This is a genomic window from Bacillus sp. CR71, assembly GCF_003429245.1.
Taxonomy (GTDB): Bacteria; Bacillota; Bacilli; order Bacillales; family Bacillaceae_G; genus Bacillus_A; species Bacillus_A thuringiensis_S.
Window position 1 is genome coordinate 1364686 of the sequence record NZ_CP031748.1, and the last position, 17120, is coordinate 1381805.

The following is a 17120-nucleotide window of genomic DNA, read 5'->3' on the forward strand; positions in this document are numbered from 1 at the left end:
TCAATATATTCGCTTCATATGAAGTTCAACCCTTGCAAAAGCAGGGGAAAGCTTATCAAATAAAGAAGATATAAGGGAAATAGGAGGGAAAATGATGTTTACAAGTCGAGTAACAGACATATTAAAAATTGAGTATCCCGTTGTTCAAGCCGGTATGGCAGGCGCGATTACGACGCCAGAACTTGTTGCAGCAGTAAGTAATAGCGGAGGATTAGGGACGCTTGGAGCGGGCTATATGAGCCCAGAACAAATTCGTGAAGCGATTTATAGAATAAGAGAACTAACAGATAAGCCTTTCGGTGTTAATTTACTTGTAACGAAAGAGATACAAATAGAAGAAGAGAAGGTAAATGAGGCGAAAGTATTACTAAGCGGAGTGAATAGAGAATTAGGTATAGAAGTAGAAGGAACGTTAAAGCTTCCAAAAAGCTATAAGGAACAATTACAAGTGCTATTAGATGAAAAAGTACCGGTCGTTAGCTTTGCATTTCAAACGTTAGAAAAAGAAGAAATAAATGATTTAAAAAGAAGTGGAATAAAAGTCATTGGAACAGCTACCCATGTGAAGGAAGCGAAAGTACTTGCTGAGCTAGGAGTAGATATTATTATTGGGCAAGGTAGCGAAGCAGGAGGGCATAGAGGAACGTTTATTGGGAAAGAACGAGATGCTATGATTGGTACGTTTGCGTTAATACCTCAGTTAGTAGGGGCTGTTCCGCATATCCCAATTGTCGCAGCAGGTGGTGTAATGAACGGACAAGGGCTTGTTGCGGCATTGGCACTAGGAGCAGAAGGTGTTCAAATGGGCTCAGCCTTTTTAACAAGTGAAGAGAGTATTACGCACGATGTGTATAAAGAAGCGGTTTTACATAGTACAGATACGAGCACAACTGTAACTCGTGCGTTTTCCGGGAAATATGCACGCGGTATTCGGAATGAATTTATAGAGAGACATGAAGGAAAAGAAGAAGGGCTTCCGATGTATCCAGTGCAAAACGTATTAACTTCTAAAATACGCCAAGAGGCAGCGAAGCAAAATAAGGAAGAATATATGTCACTTTGGGCAGGACAGGCAGCATCGTTGGCACGAATCGAATCAGCTCAGCATGTAGTGGAGCGAGTTGTGAAAGAAGCGGAGAATGCAATCGAGCAATTACAAAATATATACAAAAAGACCACTTGAGTAATTCAAGCGGTCTTTTCATTAGTTTGCTTTATAAAATTGTTGGATGGCCTCGTCGATGTAAACCCAGCCTTTCCAACCTAAGTGCATATGATCTTTCAAGAAGTATTTATCGTATTCATGATTTGAGAAGTCGGCAATTGGATACCCAGCTTTTTCAATTTGCTCATGAACTTTCTTATAGTATGCTTCGCGGCGTTCTTTTGGGAAGCCAGCGTAGTCGTACCAAGGACCTTTGACAGGAACAGAAATGAAGAGTGGTTTTGCACCAGATTGTTTTAATAAATCAAGTACAATTTGTAAATCTTCATATTCTGGCGATTGGTCATAAGCATCATTTTTTAAGTAACCTTCACGTTGTTTTAATTTTTTCTTAATTTTGCTATTGAAATAATCATCTTCAATACCGTATTCGTTAGATCCAGATTCCACTGCACCTGTTTGATCCGCATGTTTACGAGCCTCTTCCCAGTTCATTTGTTTTAATGAAGGGTCAAGCTTTTCTTTGTGCGGTTTAATATTAAACATGGCTGTAAATAAATCTTTACGATCTAAAATGTTACGGTAAATATAAGCGAAAGGTTTAGCAGCAAGTGCTTTTACTTTATACTTCGTATCATCATAAGCGATACCTTCAAGTGAAATTTTTAATAAAGTTTCTTTTTTTACAATCTCAAAATTTAATAAACGCTTTGCAATTTGTTTTTTCATTTCAGGTTTTAAATCATTGTTGAAAATGAAGTGGTAACCTTGTTGTTTTGAAAAGTTTGGTGCAAAGTGCGTTTCATCAATACCTTGTGGTACAAACCATTGCGGAGAAAGAACAAATACCATTTTCTTATCTTTCAATTGATCCATTGTAGATGCGAAGTTTAACACATGTACAAGGTCTTGTGTTCCGCCGCGTCCAAGAAGGAATGGTGTGAACCCTTCAGGCTTTACTTTAAAATAATTAGATGGATGGAAAGCATCCATACGTGCGAATTCCGATGAACCGTACATCGGAAGATATTTTGGATTTGCTAACATCTTTTGCTGTAAAATCATACTTTGAATTTTTTCTTCTTTTAAAGAAGTAGCAGCTTGTTCTACTTTTTCATCACTTAAAAGTGGAAGTAGGAAGCGCGTTGGAATAAGTAAGAATACAGCAAAAAGGGCCAATGCTAAAAGCATCGGACCAAATTTTGCTTTGTTCATCGGATTTCTTCCAACTTTTTAATAACCATGTTTGGTGTAGCCCACTCGTCACGGTCAAAATCAGAAATAGAAACTTCAATATCTAAACGCTCTTGGAATTCAACTAATAAAGATACTACAGCGAAAGAATCAAGGATACCTTCTTCAAATAATTGAACATCTAAGTTTTCTTTCACAATATCGTTTTCACATACTTCTTCTAAAATATCTAATACTTGCTCTTTGAATTCTGCCATTTTTAAAATCTCCTTTATATCCGAAATATATTATATGTGCAACTTCTTAATGGAATAAGAAGGGTGCATTAAAAGTATCTGTTAAGGTGTCCAGAGAAGATTAGGAAACCGAAACATACAACGTGGAACGTAATTACAATCGCAAGGATGCGTGTAAATTTAGTGTTTGGCCAAAACTTATGCTTCTTGTTTTTTCGTTCGAAAATATCGAATAAAATAAACAGTGCGGCATGATATAGACCATAAATAATATACTGCGCAACAGCGCTTCCTTGGATATGCCAAATTCCCATAATGAAAAAGTTTAAAAATGCACCGATATATGAAATTGTGTAACGGTTCTTAATTAACTTTTTCTTCGTTGCAAAAAAGACGAAACGCATGTAAATAAAATCACGGAACCAGAATGATAAACTCATGTGCCAGCGGTTCCAGAAGTCTTTAATATTACGACTAAGGAATGGCTTATTAAAGTTTTCTGGCGTTTTAATTCCCATCATATAACTTACACCAATTACAAAAGAGCTATAACCAGCAAAATCAAAGAATAGATATAAGCTATAGCTATACATGTAAATCATATTTGAAAAGATTGTATCGTGTTGAGCGAATGCTGGATCCATACAATATTGCTTTATTAAGTAAGCAATAATAAATTTATACAAGAAACCTTGGAAAATACGATTTAGTCCTGTATATAGTAAATTTTGATATTCTTCAGCGCTAGGTGGCTTTTGAATATCTTTTTGGAATCTTCTGTAACGATCGATAGGTCCTGTTGAAATTGCAGGGAAGAATAAAACGAATTCCCAGAAGTTAAAGAAAGAAAGCTCTTTAATTAAACCATCACGAACTTCAAATACCATTTGAACTGCTCTGAATGTTACGTAAGATATACCTAGAAAAACAACAAGTTTTAACTCAGGTAATAACGATGCAAATGGTGCGATTTTTGCCAAAATAAGAGGCAAAATCGATAAAATAACAGCTATGCAAAATGTGAATGTACTATTATTTTGTTTTCTTAAAATTAAATAGCCTTTAATAAGGGCATATTGCCAAATAATAAATGCAGCTAACATCATTGCTTGCTTTGGTTTATCTGAGAAGATAATAGCAAGCATGACTAATGTTAAAACGGCATTATATTTACGCAACATTTTACCTTTTAATCCAGCTATGATAGTAGGTATTAATAAAATGCCCACTATAGCGAAAAAATAAAATGATCCATATGCGGTCATGCTGTAACCTCACTCAATAATTTTTTGCGATCTACCTTTCCATTTGGTGTCATTGGAATAGAAGATTGATACATGAATTTACGTGGAATCATGTAGTTTGGTAATCGCTCATTGAGTTCTTTTTTGATTGCAGATGTTAATTTGAATTCTTTTTCAAACGAATGCTCTCCAGGAACAACAACCGCTAATAAATAATCGTATTTCTCACCTTTTTTAATTGGAACGATAACTGCTCCCTCAACGTAAGAACACGCACGAAGGTGATGCTCAATTTCTTCTAATTCCATTCGATAACCATGCAGCTTAATTTGGAAATCAAGACGACCATTATAGAATAGAAGACCATTTTCTACATAGCCAGCATCGCCTGTTTTATAGGCACGCTCACCGTCAATCATAGTAAATGCTTTTTCTGTTAATTCAGGGCTTCCTAAGTATCCAACGCTTACGCTTGGACCGACAATTACGATTTCACCTTTTTCACCATCAGGTGCAATCGTGCCATCTTCTTTCATAATAAGAAGGCGACAGTCTGATTTACAATAGCCAACTGGAAGTGATTTGTATTGATCAAGTACTTCTTCTGTAACGTGAATACCTGTTACAGCGACAGTAGCTTCTGTTGGACCGTACGTATTCATAATTGTTGCATTTGGGAAACGCTCAATTAATTTTCTAGCTACTTCATTTGGTAATACTTCACCACAGAATAAGAATGTTTTCATGTTCGGTAGCATACTCTCAGAGAAGGATGCTTCCATTAAACACATTTCAGCGAAAGAAGGTGTGGAAGTCCATACTTGTATATCCGATTGCTCTAAAGAAGCAAACAAGTCTTTTGGACGCGCAATCATATCTTTATCGATTGCCCAAAGTGTACCACCTGTTACTAATGATGGGTAAATATCCATGACAGATAAATCGAATGAGAAAGGTGCTTGGTTTAAGAATACTTGCCCTGTTTGTAAGTTAAAATCTTCTACAGCCCATTTTGTAAAGCTAACAAGGCAGTTATAAGTAATCTGAACCCCTTTCGGATTACCTGTGCTTCCTGATGTGTAAATAATGTAGAAGTTCTCATCACCTTTTACCGCATGTTCAGGATTTGGAGTGTTCCCTTTATGAGTAAAGAAAATATCTTTTAAGTTGTCTTCACTTACGATGCGAACTGGTAAATCAGTTACAGTTACTGCTGCTGCCGATAAAAGTAATTTCGCACCAGAATTTTCAGCGATACGTTGTACACGATCAGCTGGGATAGATAAATCTACAGGAATATAAGCATGTCCAGCTTTTACACATCCTAAAAAGTTAATAATCATTTCAGGTTGCATATGGCCATACACCATAATTGGTGAACGATCATCTGGATACGCAGAAGAAATCCAATGTGCTAACGCATCAGAATCTTCCTTTAATTGTTTGTACGTAATTTTCGCATCTCGCCAAACAAAAGCAGTTTGATCAGGCGTTTCAATAGCCCACTTTTCAATTAGTTCTAATAACTTCATAACGTTCCCACCCTAGAATTCATTGTAAATAAATGTACTTGTGTTTGTATCATGGAATCCATACAACCAAAGTAATGCAAATAAAATTGCAAGATAATAAACCGTCTTTGCAACCCATTGTGTGAGTGGTCGAGACCATATCTCTTTTAATCTTTCCATGTCTTTCCCTCTCTTAATGAAATAATAGCTCTTTGTAGGTATCATGTCCTACATTATTGTGAAAAAAACAAAATCCCACATTTTAGGTAAAAATAAGTCAAAAGGCTCTTTTCTGATATTAGCACTAAATACTAAAAAAGAAAATCCCTAACTTAGCAATTATATTACATTCAGCATGAATTTGTAATGGGTTTGATATGTAAATAGGAAGTGGATTGTGTGAATGTATAAAATTGCCCTGAGAGAATGTATAGAAATGCAATATTTGTTTGCATTTTTTCATAGTTAATGTATGAATTCCTAAAGTTTCTTAAAAGGAGGAATCTCTAATGACGAGGGTTTGGAAGGATCTTATTTCAGAAGAAAACATTATAAAATGGAGACGACATTTCCACAAGTATCCGGAATTATCATTTCATGAAAAAGAAACTTCGCAATTTATATATGATACATTATGCTCGTTTTCTTCTTTTGAAGTAACGAGACCGACGAAGTATAGTGTACTAGCAATTAAAAGAGGCGTGAAGCAAGGGAAAGTGATTGCGATTCGAGCTGATATAGATGCTTTACCAATCCAAGAGGAGACAAGGAAATCTTATACGTCTGTAAATAAAGGAGTGATGCATGCATGTGGGCACGATGCTCATGCAGCTATTTTATTAAGTACAGCAGAGATGTTATCAAATATGAAGGAAGAGTTTGTAGGGGAAGTTCGTCTATTCTTTCAGCATGCAGAAGAAGCATACCCTGGTGGTGGACAAGAAATGGTCGAGGCGGGCGTTATGGACGGTGTTGATTATGTAATAGGTTTACATGTTATGTCTGGATTGGAGAGCGGAAAGATAGGTATTGCGTATGGGCCAATGATGGCAGCTCCAGACGTATTTACAGTTGAGATTCAAGGCAAAGGAGGACATGCAGCACGTCCAGAAGAAACGATTGACCCTATTGCTATCGGAGCACAGATTATTACAAATTTACAACATATCGTATCAAGAAATACAAGTGCTTTCATGCAAAGAGTCGTTTCAGTTACGCAGTTCCATGGGGGAATGGCTGATAATATTATTCCAAGTACAGCAACTTTAATGGGAACTGTACGTTCTTTTAATCAAACATTAAGAATAGAAGCAGAAGGGAAAATCGAAAAAATTGTGAAAGGAATTACAGAAGCACATGGAGGATCGTATACATATACGTATCGATATGGATATGATCCGGTTATTAATGATGAATATATTACGAAAATAGTAGAAGAAAGTGCACTACATTTGTTTGGGAATGAGCGTGTTGTTAAGCTTGAACCTTCTATGGGTGGGGAAGATTTTTCAGCATATTTAAGAAAAGCACCCGGTTGTTTCATTAAATTAGGAACAGGTAATGAAAATATATATACTTGTTATCCACATCATCATCCGAAATTTGACGTGGATGAATCAGCATTAATTTGTGGAGTGGAGCTATTCTTAGAGACTACTATAAGATTACTAAAATCATAGAAAAACAAAAAAAGGCAACTGCGCTCTATCGCAGTTGCTTTTATTTCTTTCCGTCAGAGAGGGCTGAGAAAGAACTATGCTCATTTATAGTATATGAATAGCTAACGGACAAGCTTGTACATTTTAATCATTTTTTTAAAAATAGTTGTTGACATTGATAATCAATGTCAATTAATCTAAATATAGTTGAAATTGATAATTATTATCAATAGGATGGATGCGACATGTTAATGAGAAAAAAATTTCACCTTCTACGGAGGGGATTAAAAGATAAAAATAAAGATGTTGATCAGCATATGGAATGGCAACGAAATGTAATTCGGTCTGAATATGTAGATGAGAAGAAGAGCATTCAAACAGAAAAAGAGATACAAAGTAAAGGGAGAGGTTCAGTTGAGTAAGTTAGTAATGATTTTTGCAAGTATGAGTGGAAATACAGAGGAAATGGCTGACCATATTGCCGGCGTAATTCGTGAAACAGAAAATGAAATTGAAGTTATTGATATTATGGATTCACCAGAAGCTTCTATATTGGAACAGTATGATGGAATTATTTTAGGTGCATACACATGGGGAGATGGTGATCTTCCTGATGATTTCTTAGATTTTTATGATGCAATGGATTCTATTGATTTAACTGGGAAAAAAGCGGCCGTATTCGGATCATGTGATTCGGCTTATCCGAAATACGGAGTGGCGGTTGACATTTTAATAGAAAAGCTACAAGAGCGCGGAGCAGCAGTTGTGTTAGAAGGACTAAAAGTAGAATTAACGCCAGAAGATGAAGATGTAGAAAAATGTTTACAGTTTGGAGCTAAATTTGTAAAACACCTTTCTTAATGGCAGAAGGGAGCTGAAGAGCAAGTGCATGAGAAAATCTCAATCAAAACGATGACAGATTATCATTTGTATGATTTTATGCGGTGTCCGCATAAATTTTATTTTCGTCATATAAAAAGAAGAGAACCTTCTTCATTTGAATGGCAACAAATAGCGCAAATGATTGTGAATCAAATTATTAACGAGTATTACACGCTACCTGCGGGTCAACAAACGAAAATTGTACTTTTAATATTAATAGAAAAGTATTGGAAAAAAGTAAGGATTAATATGTTTGCTTCGAAGACGGAGTACTATATTGTATTAGCGAAGCTAACGGATCACTTATTACAGTTTGTTGAAAGGGATGATAGTCAGACACCACCATTGTTTTTATACGAGAAGTTTCAAACATATATGGAAGAGTTAGGTGTCCACATGTCATTGACATTTGAAGTTGGTGAGTGGAATGCTGAGTCGTTTGTAATTAAAAAGTATGTTGTCGATGCGGATGAGGAAATGCTTGCTCTTTGTCAGAAGCTAATGACAGTATTCAGTTATAAAGCTTTCGGCGTTCTTCCAGGAAAAATTGAAGTTATTAATTTAATAGAAGGAACTAAGTATGAGTACATTCCGAAACAAGAAGATATTATAACTGGAATGGCTGATTTATCTAGAATGAAAGAAATGTTACAGCAACCTGAGCATTATACTGAGCGTCATTTTCGTTCTGAGTGTATAAGTTGTGCGTTTCGTAGTGAATGCCAAAGGGAAGAAGTAAAGAAAGAAGCGAAACAGAAGAAAAATATAGTTCATTAAAGGATGCAACTTTGCATCCTTTTTTGTTATTGACATGAAAAGCTTTTCATCATTTACGGTATATTTGTAGCAGATTTTAATAAAGTGAAATTTTAATTAGTGGGTTTTTGTTCATCACCCACTGATTATTAGCCTTAACCAAGCGGGCTTTAACGGGCAGCCCGACCCCCACCTAACTTCTTTGCTTCCGCTGAATTTTGAGGTGGGGGTCTTACTGCCCGCAAATAGCGGGATAAAGGGAGGAATAATCAATGAAAGATGAAACGAAAGTATTTCAATGGTTAAAAGAACAAAATGCTCCTTTTGAAATTCAACTGCAAATCTTACAGGCATTTCAATTGTATAAAGTTATTGTTGAAATGGATAAAAAGTTAATGATGTATGAGGAAAGAGTATACAGGGAGAGAATGTAATCTCATCCCTGTAATATCGTTTTTAGCTGTTCTGTACTTGTAATGAATTCGAGTTCATTCTCTGACTCAAAGTTATAAATAATATTATGTAGTAAAGGACTGTATTGATAAAAGGTAGTAATGCGGTGAATGAGTAATGGATCATGATGAGAAATAAGTGTACTGTACTGTTCATATACAGATGTAGTAAACTCATGTCCGAAATCATAATATAGTCCTGCAAAATCAAAAGCAGGATCGCCAATTTGCGCATCACCAAAATCGATAACACCTGAAATGCTTTTGTTCTGCTTGTTAAATAAAATGTGATGATGTGTAAAATCAGCGTGAATGATTGTGTTTTGAAAAGTGGATGTAGCTAAACATGCAAAGAAATTTTCAAATAAGCGATTTAAGGCTAGTTTCTGTAATGAAGTAAGGTTAGTAGTGAGATATTGGTTTAATTTTGTTTGTAGCTCTTTCCAGTAGGTACATGTTTTTCTAATAGGGAAACATAGCGTTGTAACTTGGTTTAAAGGAATACTATGTAGTACCGCAAGGAAAGTAGCTAATTTTGTAATAATTGCTTTCAGCTCTGTATCCTCCAGCGTGGCAATTGTTTCTGTTTTTAATGGTTCACCATGAATGAGAGTATAGTAACTACAAAGAGGAACCTCATCAGATTCATTTTTATAAATTAGGTGATATTGTGGAACTTTGATTTCTTGTAGTGATTGAGTGAGAATTGTGCATAGTTCTTTTTCTAACGGAATTCGCATTGCATATTCCTGTTTTCGCGGGAAACGAAACAGTAGCTCATCATTTACTATAACTGCTACATTATCCCATCCTCCTTTATTTTGTTTATATGAACGTATAGAAAGATTAGGCAAAGCTTCTTTTATATAATGTTTGTAAGAGTCCATAATTGTTCCTCGTTTCTGAGTTAAGTTATTCTACTTTATGATATCAGAATTTTCTTTCTATATGTTAAAATATAGCTATCATTATGAAGAAGGGCGGGAGTATTACGAAAAAAAGATTGTTAATCATTTCTCTATGTATCGCTTTTGTATTGTTTTGGTCATATAAAGAGAAGGTTTTTGCTACCTTTAAACCGATTGATCAGTACGAGTTAAATAAGGAATTAAAGAACAAAAGTATAGAAAATTTAACTCATAATGAAATGAAAAAGGTAGGAGAGCATTTTGTGACCGAGCAACTATCAGTGTTTGAGTTTACTAATAAAGAAGATGTGAAACGAAAAGGTGAAGAACTATTTTTAAATAGAGGGTATGAACAATTAATGGGAAATTATTATCCAAATCGTTTTCAAGATTTAGAGTATAAATTTACAAACGAGGAGATACGTGAAGAGACCGATGAGAGTTTTCTTTATCAAGCTGTAGCGTACGTTGCGGGTACTGAAAATGGTAAGAGAAGCAAAATGAAATTGAATTATGAAGTGAAAATTGTAAAGGTTAATAATATATTTATGGTGCTAGAACAAAAGCAGCGCGTACAATAAAGGAAATTCATTGCTCAATAGAACATTTGGGGGTGTACTACTTAATGCGGAATAAAAAGGCCCTCAAGGAATCAAGGGCCTTTAAAGATTTTCATTTTGTTGACCAAGTTCTTTTTGAGCAATATATAAATTTCCTTGCTCGACTTGTTTAAGTGTATGAACAGAATCTCCTGCATATCCTTTTTGTGTTTTAACAGTTCTTTTTGAACAATTGGAATTTTGTTTCTTCATATAATAGGCACCTTTCATCAAAAATAAACGAAAATGATAAGTATGAGTAATACAGCAGCGAAAATGGTAATGCCCATTAAAAACGAAGTGTTTTTATATTTAGGTGGCTTATGTACATCTTGCCGATATCCAGGTGAAATTTCAGGGGCAAATTCTTCATCGAATGATTGCTTTTTTTCTTTGTCGTCCATATGTACCCACCTTTCTTTTTCATTATATTACACGTTACAAGAAAAAATATGCATAAAGAAAACAGCCGCTTTATTATTAGCGGCTGTTTTGTGTTGCATATTTTCGTTGTACTTGAAAGAGACGGATAAGTAGGAAGGCAGCGCCAAATGCTAGACCGATAATAAGACCGATCCAATAGCCTTTTGCGGCCCATTCTGTATACGTTGCTAGTATGTAACCTAGTGGTAGACCTATTATCCAATAAGCAATTAAAGTCATAATTAGAGCAACATTTACATCTTTATAACCACGCAGAGCTCCTTGTACAGGGGTTGCAATTGCATCTGAAATTTGAAATAAAATCGCAAAGATAAGAAATTCTTTTGCTAAATGATGAACTTTTGCATCTGTCGTATAAATAGAAGCAATTTGATTATCAAAGAAGTAGAGAAGAATCGAATATAATAAAGCAAAGGCAAGGGCTAATCCAATTCCAATCAGTCCGTATTGTTTTGCATTATCGTAACGTTTTGCTCCGACTTCGAATCCGACTGCAATAGTCATTGCCATTGCTAAACTTAGCGGAGTCATATATAACAAGGAAGCAAAGTTCATAGCTGCTTGGTGAGCTGCAATAGTTGTCGTACTAAAATTACTCATCATAAGCGTTACCGCAGCGAAAATACTTGTTTCAAAAAAGATAGCAAATCCGATAGGGACGCCAAGCTTTAAGAATGCTGTCCAACTCGAAAGAGAAGGACGATATAATTGTTTGAAAATGTTAAAAGAGGCAAAAGGCTCTTTCGTCTGAATAATAATGACTGTAATAATTAAAATGCACCAATATGTTGCAGTGGAAGCAATTGCTGCTCCGACACCACCAAGCTTTGGGAAACCGAAGTTACCAAAAATTAATAGGTAATTTAATATTACGTTAATTGGTAATGATAGTAATGTAATAATCATCGTTGTTCGAGTTTTTCCTAATGCATCAATAAATCCACGTAAAACAGTGTACGTGAATAAAGGTATAATTCCTATTGCGATAATACTTAAAAATTGAGCTGCAATTCGTTCCACAGGTTCTTCTAAGCGCATGCCGTTTAAAATAGGTGAAACGACGAAGAAACCGATGAGGATAACAACGAAGCTAGCACAAATTGCTAAATAAACTGCTTGTATGACAACGTGGGGAACGTCCTCTTTTTTCTTGGATCCAACGAGCTGTGCAACAATGGGAGTAGTAGCCATTAAAATTCCTGTTAATCCCGTACTAACTGGAAGCCATATACTTGTTCCAATTGCAACACCTGCTAAATCAGTTGGACTTGCATGTCCTGACATTGTTGTATCAAAAAAACTCATCGCAAATAATGACATTTGCGTTACGAAAATCGGAAAAAATAGTAATACAAATTGCTTTAACTTTTGTGAGAATGAAGTAGTTTCTTTCATAAAATCCCCTTTCCGTATAAAAAAACAAACTCTTACTATCATACAATTTAATCAAAGATTAGAAAAGAAATACGCGCCTACAACATATGAAACCAATAAAAAAAGGATGCACTTTGAAAAGGGATAAGGTATTATGATAAGGTGTGAAAAAATTACATATTATTTGTTATTAAGGAGGCACTACTTGTGGCTGATTGGTTAATTGGTTTAATCATGGGTGCTGTTGAAGGGTTAACAGAGTTTCTACCAGTATCATCAACAGGACATATGATTTTAACAGGACATTTAATTGGATTTGAAGATGAGAGAGCGAAAGTTTTCGAAGTTGTTATCCAATTGGGATCGATTTTAGCAGTTGTTGTTATATTCTGGAAGCGTCTATGGTCGTTAGTTGGAATAGGAAAAGTAACAGACGGACCATCGTTAAATTTATTACATATTATTATCGGGATGATTCCTGCCGGGGTACTTGGCGTATTATTCCATAGCACTATTAAAGAGGTTTTATTTGGTCCAGGACCAGTTGTTATTAGCTTAGTAGCCGGTGGTATTTTAATGATTGTTGCTGAGAAGTTTTCAAAACCAAGTACAGCAAGAACGTTAGATGAAATCACATATAAACAGGCATTTACAATTGGAATGTTCCAATGTTTAGCTCTTTGGCCAGGGTTTTCTCGTTCTGGTTCTACAATCAGTGGTGGTTTATTAGCTCGCGTGTCGCATACAGCGGCAGCTGAATATACGTTCATTTTAGCGGTACCGATGATGGTAGCTGCAAGTGGGTTAGATTTAATTAAAAGCTGGGATGTATTAAGCTCAGCAGATATAACGCTATTTGTAACAGGATTTGTAACTGCATTCGTTGTTGCGATGCTTGCAATTGTTTCATTCTTGAAATTATTATCTCGTGTAAAACTAACACCGTTCGCTTACTATCGTTTCATTTTAGCTGCGGTATTCTATTTCTTCATTATGTAATAAAAAAAACTGCCGAGCTCGGCAGTTTTTTTATTTTACTATTTTTTCCACCATATTTTCCATTACATGCTCCCAAAGAGAAGTATCATCAGCTAATGTAGCACGGAAATTAGCATACATTTCTTTTTGTTTTTCTTCGAATGTTGGATCTTCTTTTTCAGGTAATGTAGCGCGCATTGAAGTTACTAATTCTTGTACTTTTGGAGCGCGTGGTCCAAAGACGGCTTGTTCATTTCCATCTTTATCAATGAAAATAAAGATTGGAATCGCACGTGCTGTTCCATTTGTTAAATATTGATCCATTAATTCTAAGTTTTCATCGCGAATTAATAAACTCATATCAATATTTGCAACTTCAGAAATTCGTTTCATAACAGGTACGCATAAAAGAGCATCGCCACACCAATCAGCAGTTAATACGATAACACGCCAGCCGTCATTTTGACGTTCTTCTAATACAGGAAGTAATTCATTTGGAATTAAAAAGTTATTGTAAATGTGTAGTAGCTCGTATTGGTTTACTTGCATTTCATTCACATATGTATCAAAGGACATACCTTTATCAGCCCATTGTTGTAAGTTCATAATTAACACCTCTTTAGTAAGATTTGCTTTCATTGTACCAATTTTTATATAGAAAAGCTTGTATTCTTACTCTTTCTCGTCACTTAATAATTTATTTAAGAGGAAAAAGAATAGTACGACACATAATTCAGCTGTGTTGGACATTTGTACGCTTTCTATCCAATTATCAGCAGTATGAATGACGAACCAATCTAGTGTAATTTCAATGAACGAGAAAAGAGTAATAGAAATCCAATTTGGCATGTTTTGTGTCAGTGGATATAGCAGCGCTTTGAAGAAACTGAAGATGAAAAATGTAATACTGTCTAAGAAAGTGATTAATAAAAAAAGAGAAGTAACGCAGTACGTGAACTATACTCTATACCTGTAATTTGAAAGATTCCTACATATACAAAAAATATAAATGCAAAAACGATAATGAGAAAAAGAGCAATAATACTAGTGATAATCGTTTTATCTTTTAGGCTGAGATTTGAGAATTTCTCCTCCTCATGCATTAAAATACCCTCTTTTTCTGGAAGTTAACTTTATTTTATCATGAAATACCTATTAAAAAACTACGAATTATGGGAAAATAAGGTGACAAAAAGTAAGATTTCATGTAAAATTATTAATAAGGTTTTTATTTAACTAAATGAAATAAAAGGAGCTGTCAAAGTTGTCTCAAAATCGAGAGCAATTAATGGAAGAACTATCGACAAATGTGTTTGCTATGTTTCGCACATTGCGTAATGATATCGGAAAAATATTCGGTGGTTACATACCGTGGAATGAATTCATCGTCCTGAGAATATTAAATCGTACGAATAAAGAAATGGTATCGCGTGTAGCAAATGAATTAAATGTGTCGAATAGTCATATTACAGCTGTTACAGAAAAATTAATTAATAAAGGTTTTGTAACTCGTTCACGTTCTACATCGGATCGCCGAGTTGTGTATTTAGAGATTACAGAACAAGGGAAAGATTTAGTTGCGAAAATGGAAGATGCGAAAAAACAATATTTACAAGAAAGATTCTCTGCACTTTCAGAAGATGAAATGAGTGTAATGATTTCGATTTCCAAAAAACTTATTTAAGTGATTATAAACAAGAAAACGCTTACGTGATGAAAAAGAAGATCTTCCTTATATATGGAAGGTCTTCTTTCGTGTGTAGTAGATGTTAAAAAATAAAATGTGTATGAAAAAAGATAGAGCGCCATACTACTAATACAAGGAAGGGAGGGAGAAATATGACGAATCGTAACGGTAGTAAAGGGAGCGGTAATCAAGGATCACCAAAGTCCGGCCAGTTTAATCAGGAATTTAGCACTGAATTTGAAACTGGTAATGATAATAAAGGGAAAGAATATCGTTCGAAAAAAGGAAGTAAATCAAAAAAGGAGTGAATATATTCACTCCTTTTTTGATTTAAGATGCTGCCGATTGATCAGTATTATATTTTTCTTCTGATTTTGCGACAATCATTGCACAAATTGCATCACCAGAAATGTTTACAGCTGTTCTTGACATATCTAGAATACGGTCAATACCAATAATTAAAGCGATACCTTCTACTGGTAGATTTACTTGATTTAAAACCATTGTAAGCATTACAAGTCCAACACCTGGTACACCAGCAGTACCAATACTAGCTAGTACAGCAGTTAATACGACCATAGCTAATTGCGGTAATGTAAGTTCAACTCCGTATACTTGAGCGATAAATACAGTTGCTACCCCTTGCATAATAGCGGTACCATCCATATTAATCGTTGCACCGAGTGGTTGTACAAATGAGCTGATTGCTTTTGGAACTCCAAGCTTCTCTTGTGCGGTTTTCATTGCAAATGGAAGAGATGCATTAGAGCTAGATGTGCTAAAGCCAATTGCCATTACCGGTCCGAAATGCTTAAAGAACCGGACGATACTTTCTTTTGCTAATACCTTTAATAGGCCGCCATATACAAAGACCCCGTGAATAATGAGTACTAACATAACGACAATCATATACTTGAACATCGCAGCGACGCCTGCAAGACCCATTTTACCAACGGATGAAGCGAGCAAACCGAATGTTCCAATTGGGGCTAATTTCATAACGAGATTAACAAGATACATCATTAATTCGTTGCCCTGTTCAAGTAATGAATGGATACCTTGAACTCGTTTTCCTAAAATAGCTATACCGAGTCCAATCAATACGGCAAAGGCAATGATTTGTAACATGTTTCCGTCAGCCATTGCTTTTGCTGGGTTATCTGGTACGATATTTAGCAATGTTTCGACGAAAGATGTTTCAGTTTTTGCACCTTCATACTTAAGACCTTCTGTTTTAAAATTACCGCCAGCTCCTGGTTTTATAATAAGTGCAAATGTAACCGCTATAGAGATGGCAACCGCAGTTGTTACGAGAAAGAATGAAATTGATTTTAAACCGATTCTTCCAAGTTGTTTCGGATCTCCAAGGCCGGCAGCACCAAGTACGATAGAAATGAATACAACAGGAACAACTAGCATTTTAATAAGGCGAATAAACAATTGACCAATTGGGTTGAACACATATTGATTTAGTGGCTCAAAGATAGATGGAGCGGCTAAATTTAGAGTGAGTCCAACAACTAGACCTAGAAATAATGCGATTAAGATTGCTTTTGTTTGTTTCAATAAAATCCCCCCTTTTGTTTGTGCGAAAGTTCTTTCTAAAGTAATTATACCGAAAAAATACCTAATTTAACAATATTTTCTGAATTTTTCGTTTTTATTTAAGTGTAGATAGACTGATTTTGTGTTTGGAAAATAAAATAGACCATCACATAGGATGGTCTAGGGAAGGGGACAATTTATGTCAATTTAATTAGGGATTGAAGCTGCTTTAAGACACTGGGGAATGTCTTAAAAATTAGGGAGGAACAACTTCGATATATATACTATAAAAGGTAGGTGTGACTCTCATGTGAACATAGGGTGAAAGAGAGAGGGAGTTTTAAAGAAAAGATAGAAAGACAAAAAAATAAGACCATCATTTATAAGATGGTCAAGGAAGGGGACAATTTATGTCAATTTAATTAGGGATGGAAGCTATTCAAAGACACTGGGGAATGTCTTAAAAATTAGGGAGGAACAGCTTCGA

Annotated in this window: 21 protein-coding genes and 1 pseudogene; 10 read left to right on the top strand and 12 right to left on the bottom strand. The window is 35.2% G+C overall.

Features of this window, described 5'->3' with window-relative positions; translation table 11 throughout:
- Window positions 1-94 precede the first annotated feature (94 nt).
- Window positions 95-1183 carry an NAD(P)H-dependent flavin oxidoreductase gene (locus DOS87_RS07055; RefSeq protein ID WP_000495283.1) on the top strand — a complete coding sequence of 363 codons (1089 nt, stop codon included), beginning with the start codon at window positions 95-97 and terminating at the stop codon, window positions 1181-1183.
- Window positions 1184-1204: 21 nt separating this feature from the next.
- On the opposite strand, the gene dltD is transcribed toward DOS87_RS07055, so the two are convergent.
- The 5 genes from dltD to DOS87_RS07080 form a co-directional block, all read right to left on the bottom strand.
- Window positions 1205-2380: a D-alanyl-lipoteichoic acid biosynthesis protein DltD gene (gene dltD, locus DOS87_RS07060; RefSeq protein WP_001030287.1), complete on the bottom strand. Its 1176-nt coding sequence runs from the start codon at window positions 2378-2380 to the stop codon at window positions 1205-1207.
- Window positions 2377-2616 (bottom strand): D-alanine--poly(phosphoribitol) ligase subunit DltC, encoded by a 240-nt coding sequence (gene dltC / locus DOS87_RS07065; protein WP_000807310.1) that lies wholly within the window; start codon window positions 2614-2616, stop codon window positions 2377-2379. Before dltC ends, dltD begins: the two co-directional genes overlap by 4 nt.
- A 68-nt stretch (window positions 2617-2684) precedes the next feature.
- On the bottom strand, window positions 2685-3860 hold the full coding sequence (dltB, locus tag DOS87_RS07070; protein WP_000127955.1) for a D-alanyl-lipoteichoic acid biosynthesis protein DltB: 1176 nt from the start codon (window positions 3858-3860) through the stop codon (window positions 2685-2687).
- A complete protein-coding gene (gene dltA, locus DOS87_RS07075) occupies window positions 3857-5371 on the bottom strand; it encodes a D-alanine--poly(phosphoribitol) ligase subunit DltA (RefSeq protein ID WP_000770497.1) in 1515 nt (504 codons plus the stop codon). The genes dltB and dltA overlap by 4 nt, the downstream gene beginning before the upstream one ends.
- Before the next feature lie 12 nt (window positions 5372-5383).
- Complete coding sequence (locus DOS87_RS07080; protein ID WP_000440293.1) at window positions 5384-5530, bottom strand: teichoic acid D-Ala incorporation-associated protein DltX; 147 nt, start codon at window positions 5528-5530, stop codon at window positions 5384-5386.
- A gap of 329 nt (window positions 5531-5859) precedes the next feature.
- Between DOS87_RS07080 and DOS87_RS07085 the strand changes: the two genes are divergently transcribed.
- The 5 genes from DOS87_RS07085 (at window position 5860) to DOS87_RS07105 (ending at window position 9080) form a co-directional block, all read left to right on the top strand.
- Window positions 5860-7029 (top strand): amidohydrolase, encoded by a 1170-nt coding sequence (locus tag DOS87_RS07085; RefSeq protein WP_017762937.1) that lies wholly within the window; start codon window positions 5860-5862, stop codon window positions 7027-7029.
- 224 nt (window positions 7030-7253) lie between these two features.
- The gene (locus tag DOS87_RS07090) at window positions 7254-7430 is read left to right on the top strand and encodes a hypothetical protein (protein ID WP_000929009.1); all 177 of its coding nucleotides are present in this window, start codon (window positions 7254-7256) and stop codon (window positions 7428-7430) included.
- Complete coding sequence (locus tag DOS87_RS07095; RefSeq protein WP_000041154.1) at window positions 7423-7869, top strand: flavodoxin; 447 nt, start codon at window positions 7423-7425, stop codon at window positions 7867-7869. The genes DOS87_RS07090 and DOS87_RS07095 overlap by 8 nt, the downstream gene beginning before the upstream one ends.
- Window positions 7870-7893: 24 nt before the next feature.
- A complete protein-coding gene (locus DOS87_RS07100; RefSeq protein WP_000544580.1) occupies window positions 7894-8667 on the top strand; it encodes a hypothetical protein in 774 nt (257 codons plus the stop codon).
- Between the two features lie 251 nt (window positions 8668-8918).
- Complete coding sequence (locus tag DOS87_RS07105) at window positions 8919-9080, top strand: hypothetical protein (RefSeq protein WP_000651086.1); 162 nt, start codon at window positions 8919-8921, stop codon at window positions 9078-9080.
- 2 nt (window positions 9081-9082) lie between these two features.
- On the opposite strand, the gene DOS87_RS07110 is transcribed toward DOS87_RS07105, so the two are convergent.
- Window positions 9083-9985, bottom strand: coding sequence for an aminoglycoside phosphotransferase family protein (locus DOS87_RS07110; protein ID WP_000378990.1), 903 nt, complete (start codon window positions 9983-9985; stop codon window positions 9083-9085).
- A gap of 83 nt (window positions 9986-10068) precedes the next feature.
- On the opposite strand from DOS87_RS07110, the gene DOS87_RS07115 reads away from it, so the two are divergent.
- Complete coding sequence (locus DOS87_RS07115; RefSeq protein WP_002083113.1) at window positions 10069-10587, top strand: hypothetical protein; 519 nt, start codon at window positions 10069-10071, stop codon at window positions 10585-10587.
- 81 nt (window positions 10588-10668) lie between these two features.
- On the opposite strand, the gene DOS87_RS07120 is transcribed toward DOS87_RS07115, so the two are convergent.
- The 3 genes from DOS87_RS07120 to DOS87_RS07130 form a co-directional block, all read right to left on the bottom strand.
- Window positions 10669-10818, bottom strand: a complete 150-nt coding sequence (locus DOS87_RS07120; RefSeq protein WP_098578586.1) for a hypothetical protein — start codon at window positions 10816-10818, stop codon at window positions 10669-10671.
- Window positions 10819-10835: 17 nt separating this feature from the next.
- Entirely contained in the window at window positions 10836-11009 is a 174-nt protein-coding gene (locus DOS87_RS07125) for a hypothetical protein (protein ID WP_000341062.1), read from the bottom strand.
- Window positions 11010-11085: 76 nt separating this feature from the next.
- Window positions 11086-12444, bottom strand: coding sequence for an MATE family efflux transporter (locus tag DOS87_RS07130; protein WP_000665558.1), 1359 nt, complete (start codon window positions 12442-12444; stop codon window positions 11086-11088).
- 186 nt (window positions 12445-12630) lie between these two features.
- Between DOS87_RS07130 and uppP the strand changes: the two genes are divergently transcribed.
- The gene (gene uppP, locus DOS87_RS07135) at window positions 12631-13422 is read left to right on the top strand and encodes a bacitracin resistance undecaprenyl-diphosphatase (RefSeq protein WP_000796263.1); all 792 of its coding nucleotides are present in this window, start codon (window positions 12631-12633) and stop codon (window positions 13420-13422) included.
- A 30-nt stretch (window positions 13423-13452) separates the two neighbouring features.
- Here the strand turns inward: uppP and DOS87_RS07140 are convergent, their stop codons facing one another.
- Complete coding sequence (locus tag DOS87_RS07140) at window positions 13453-14040, bottom strand: thioredoxin family protein (protein WP_003260458.1); 588 nt, start codon at window positions 14038-14040, stop codon at window positions 13453-13455.
- Between the two features lie 33 nt (window positions 14041-14073).
- Window positions 14074-14504 (bottom strand): annotated as a pseudogene (locus tag DOS87_RS07145) (regulatory YrvL family protein).
- Between the two features lie 161 nt (window positions 14505-14665).
- Between DOS87_RS07145 and DOS87_RS07150 the strand changes: the two are divergent.
- Window positions 14666-15085: a MarR family winged helix-turn-helix transcriptional regulator gene (locus DOS87_RS07150; protein ID WP_000081433.1), complete on the top strand. Its 420-nt coding sequence runs from the start codon at window positions 14666-14668 to the stop codon at window positions 15083-15085.
- A 155-nt stretch (window positions 15086-15240) separates the two neighbouring features.
- Complete coding sequence (locus tag DOS87_RS07155; RefSeq protein ID WP_000184928.1) at window positions 15241-15396, top strand: hypothetical protein; 156 nt, start codon at window positions 15241-15243, stop codon at window positions 15394-15396.
- A gap of 22 nt (window positions 15397-15418) precedes the next feature.
- On the opposite strand, the gene DOS87_RS07160 is transcribed toward DOS87_RS07155, so the two are convergent.
- Entirely contained in the window at window positions 15419-16654 is a 1236-nt protein-coding gene (locus DOS87_RS07160; RefSeq protein WP_000814811.1) for a dicarboxylate/amino acid:cation symporter, read from the bottom strand.
- Window positions 16655-17120 lie beyond the last annotated feature (466 nt).

Bases quoted from the DNA above. Each gene is read 5' to 3' on its own strand.
- DOS87_RS07055 (WP_000495283.1), top strand. From the start codon at position 95: ATGTTTACAAGTCGAGTAACAGACATATTAAAAATTGAGTATCCCGTT.
- dltD (WP_001030287.1), bottom strand. From the start codon at position 2,380: ATGAACAAAGCAAAATTTGGTCCGATGCTTTTAGCATTGGCCCTTTTT.
- dltC (WP_000807310.1), bottom strand. From the start codon at position 2,616: ATGGCAGAATTCAAAGAGCAAGTATTAGATATTTTAGAAGAAGTATGT.
- dltB (WP_000127955.1), bottom strand. From the start codon at position 3,860: ATGACCGCATATGGATCATTTTATTTTTTCGCTATAGTGGGCATTTTA.
- dltA (WP_000770497.1), bottom strand. From the start codon at position 5,371: ATGAAGTTATTAGAACTAATTGAAAAGTGGGCTATTGAAACGCCTGAT.
- DOS87_RS07080 (WP_000440293.1), bottom strand. From the start codon at position 5,530: ATGGAAAGATTAAAAGAGATATGGTCTCGACCACTCACACAATGGGTT.
- DOS87_RS07085 (WP_017762937.1), top strand. From the start codon at position 5,860: ATGACGAGGGTTTGGAAGGATCTTATTTCAGAAGAAAACATTATAAAA.
- DOS87_RS07090 (WP_000929009.1), top strand. From the start codon at position 7,254: ATGTTAATGAGAAAAAAATTTCACCTTCTACGGAGGGGATTAAAAGAT.
- DOS87_RS07105 (WP_000651086.1), top strand. From the start codon at position 8,919: ATGAAAGATGAAACGAAAGTATTTCAATGGTTAAAAGAACAAAATGCT.
- DOS87_RS07110 (WP_000378990.1), bottom strand. From the start codon at position 9,985: ATGGACTCTTACAAACATTATATAAAAGAAGCTTTGCCTAATCTTTCT.
- DOS87_RS07115 (WP_002083113.1), top strand. From the start codon at position 10,069: ATGAAGAAGGGCGGGAGTATTACGAAAAAAAGATTGTTAATCATTTCT.
- DOS87_RS07120 (WP_098578586.1), bottom strand. From the start codon at position 10,818: ATGAAGAAACAAAATTCCAATTGTTCAAAAAGAACTGTTAAAACACAA.
- DOS87_RS07125 (WP_000341062.1), bottom strand. From the start codon at position 11,009: ATGGACGACAAAGAAAAAAAGCAATCATTCGATGAAGAATTTGCCCCT.
- DOS87_RS07130 (WP_000665558.1), bottom strand. From the start codon at position 12,444: ATGAAAGAAACTACTTCATTCTCACAAAAGTTAAAGCAATTTGTATTA.
- DOS87_RS07140 (WP_003260458.1), bottom strand. From the start codon at position 14,040: ATGAAAGCAAATCTTACTAAAGAGGTGTTAATTATGAACTTACAACAA.
- DOS87_RS07155 (WP_000184928.1), top strand. From the start codon at position 15,241: ATGACGAATCGTAACGGTAGTAAAGGGAGCGGTAATCAAGGATCACCA.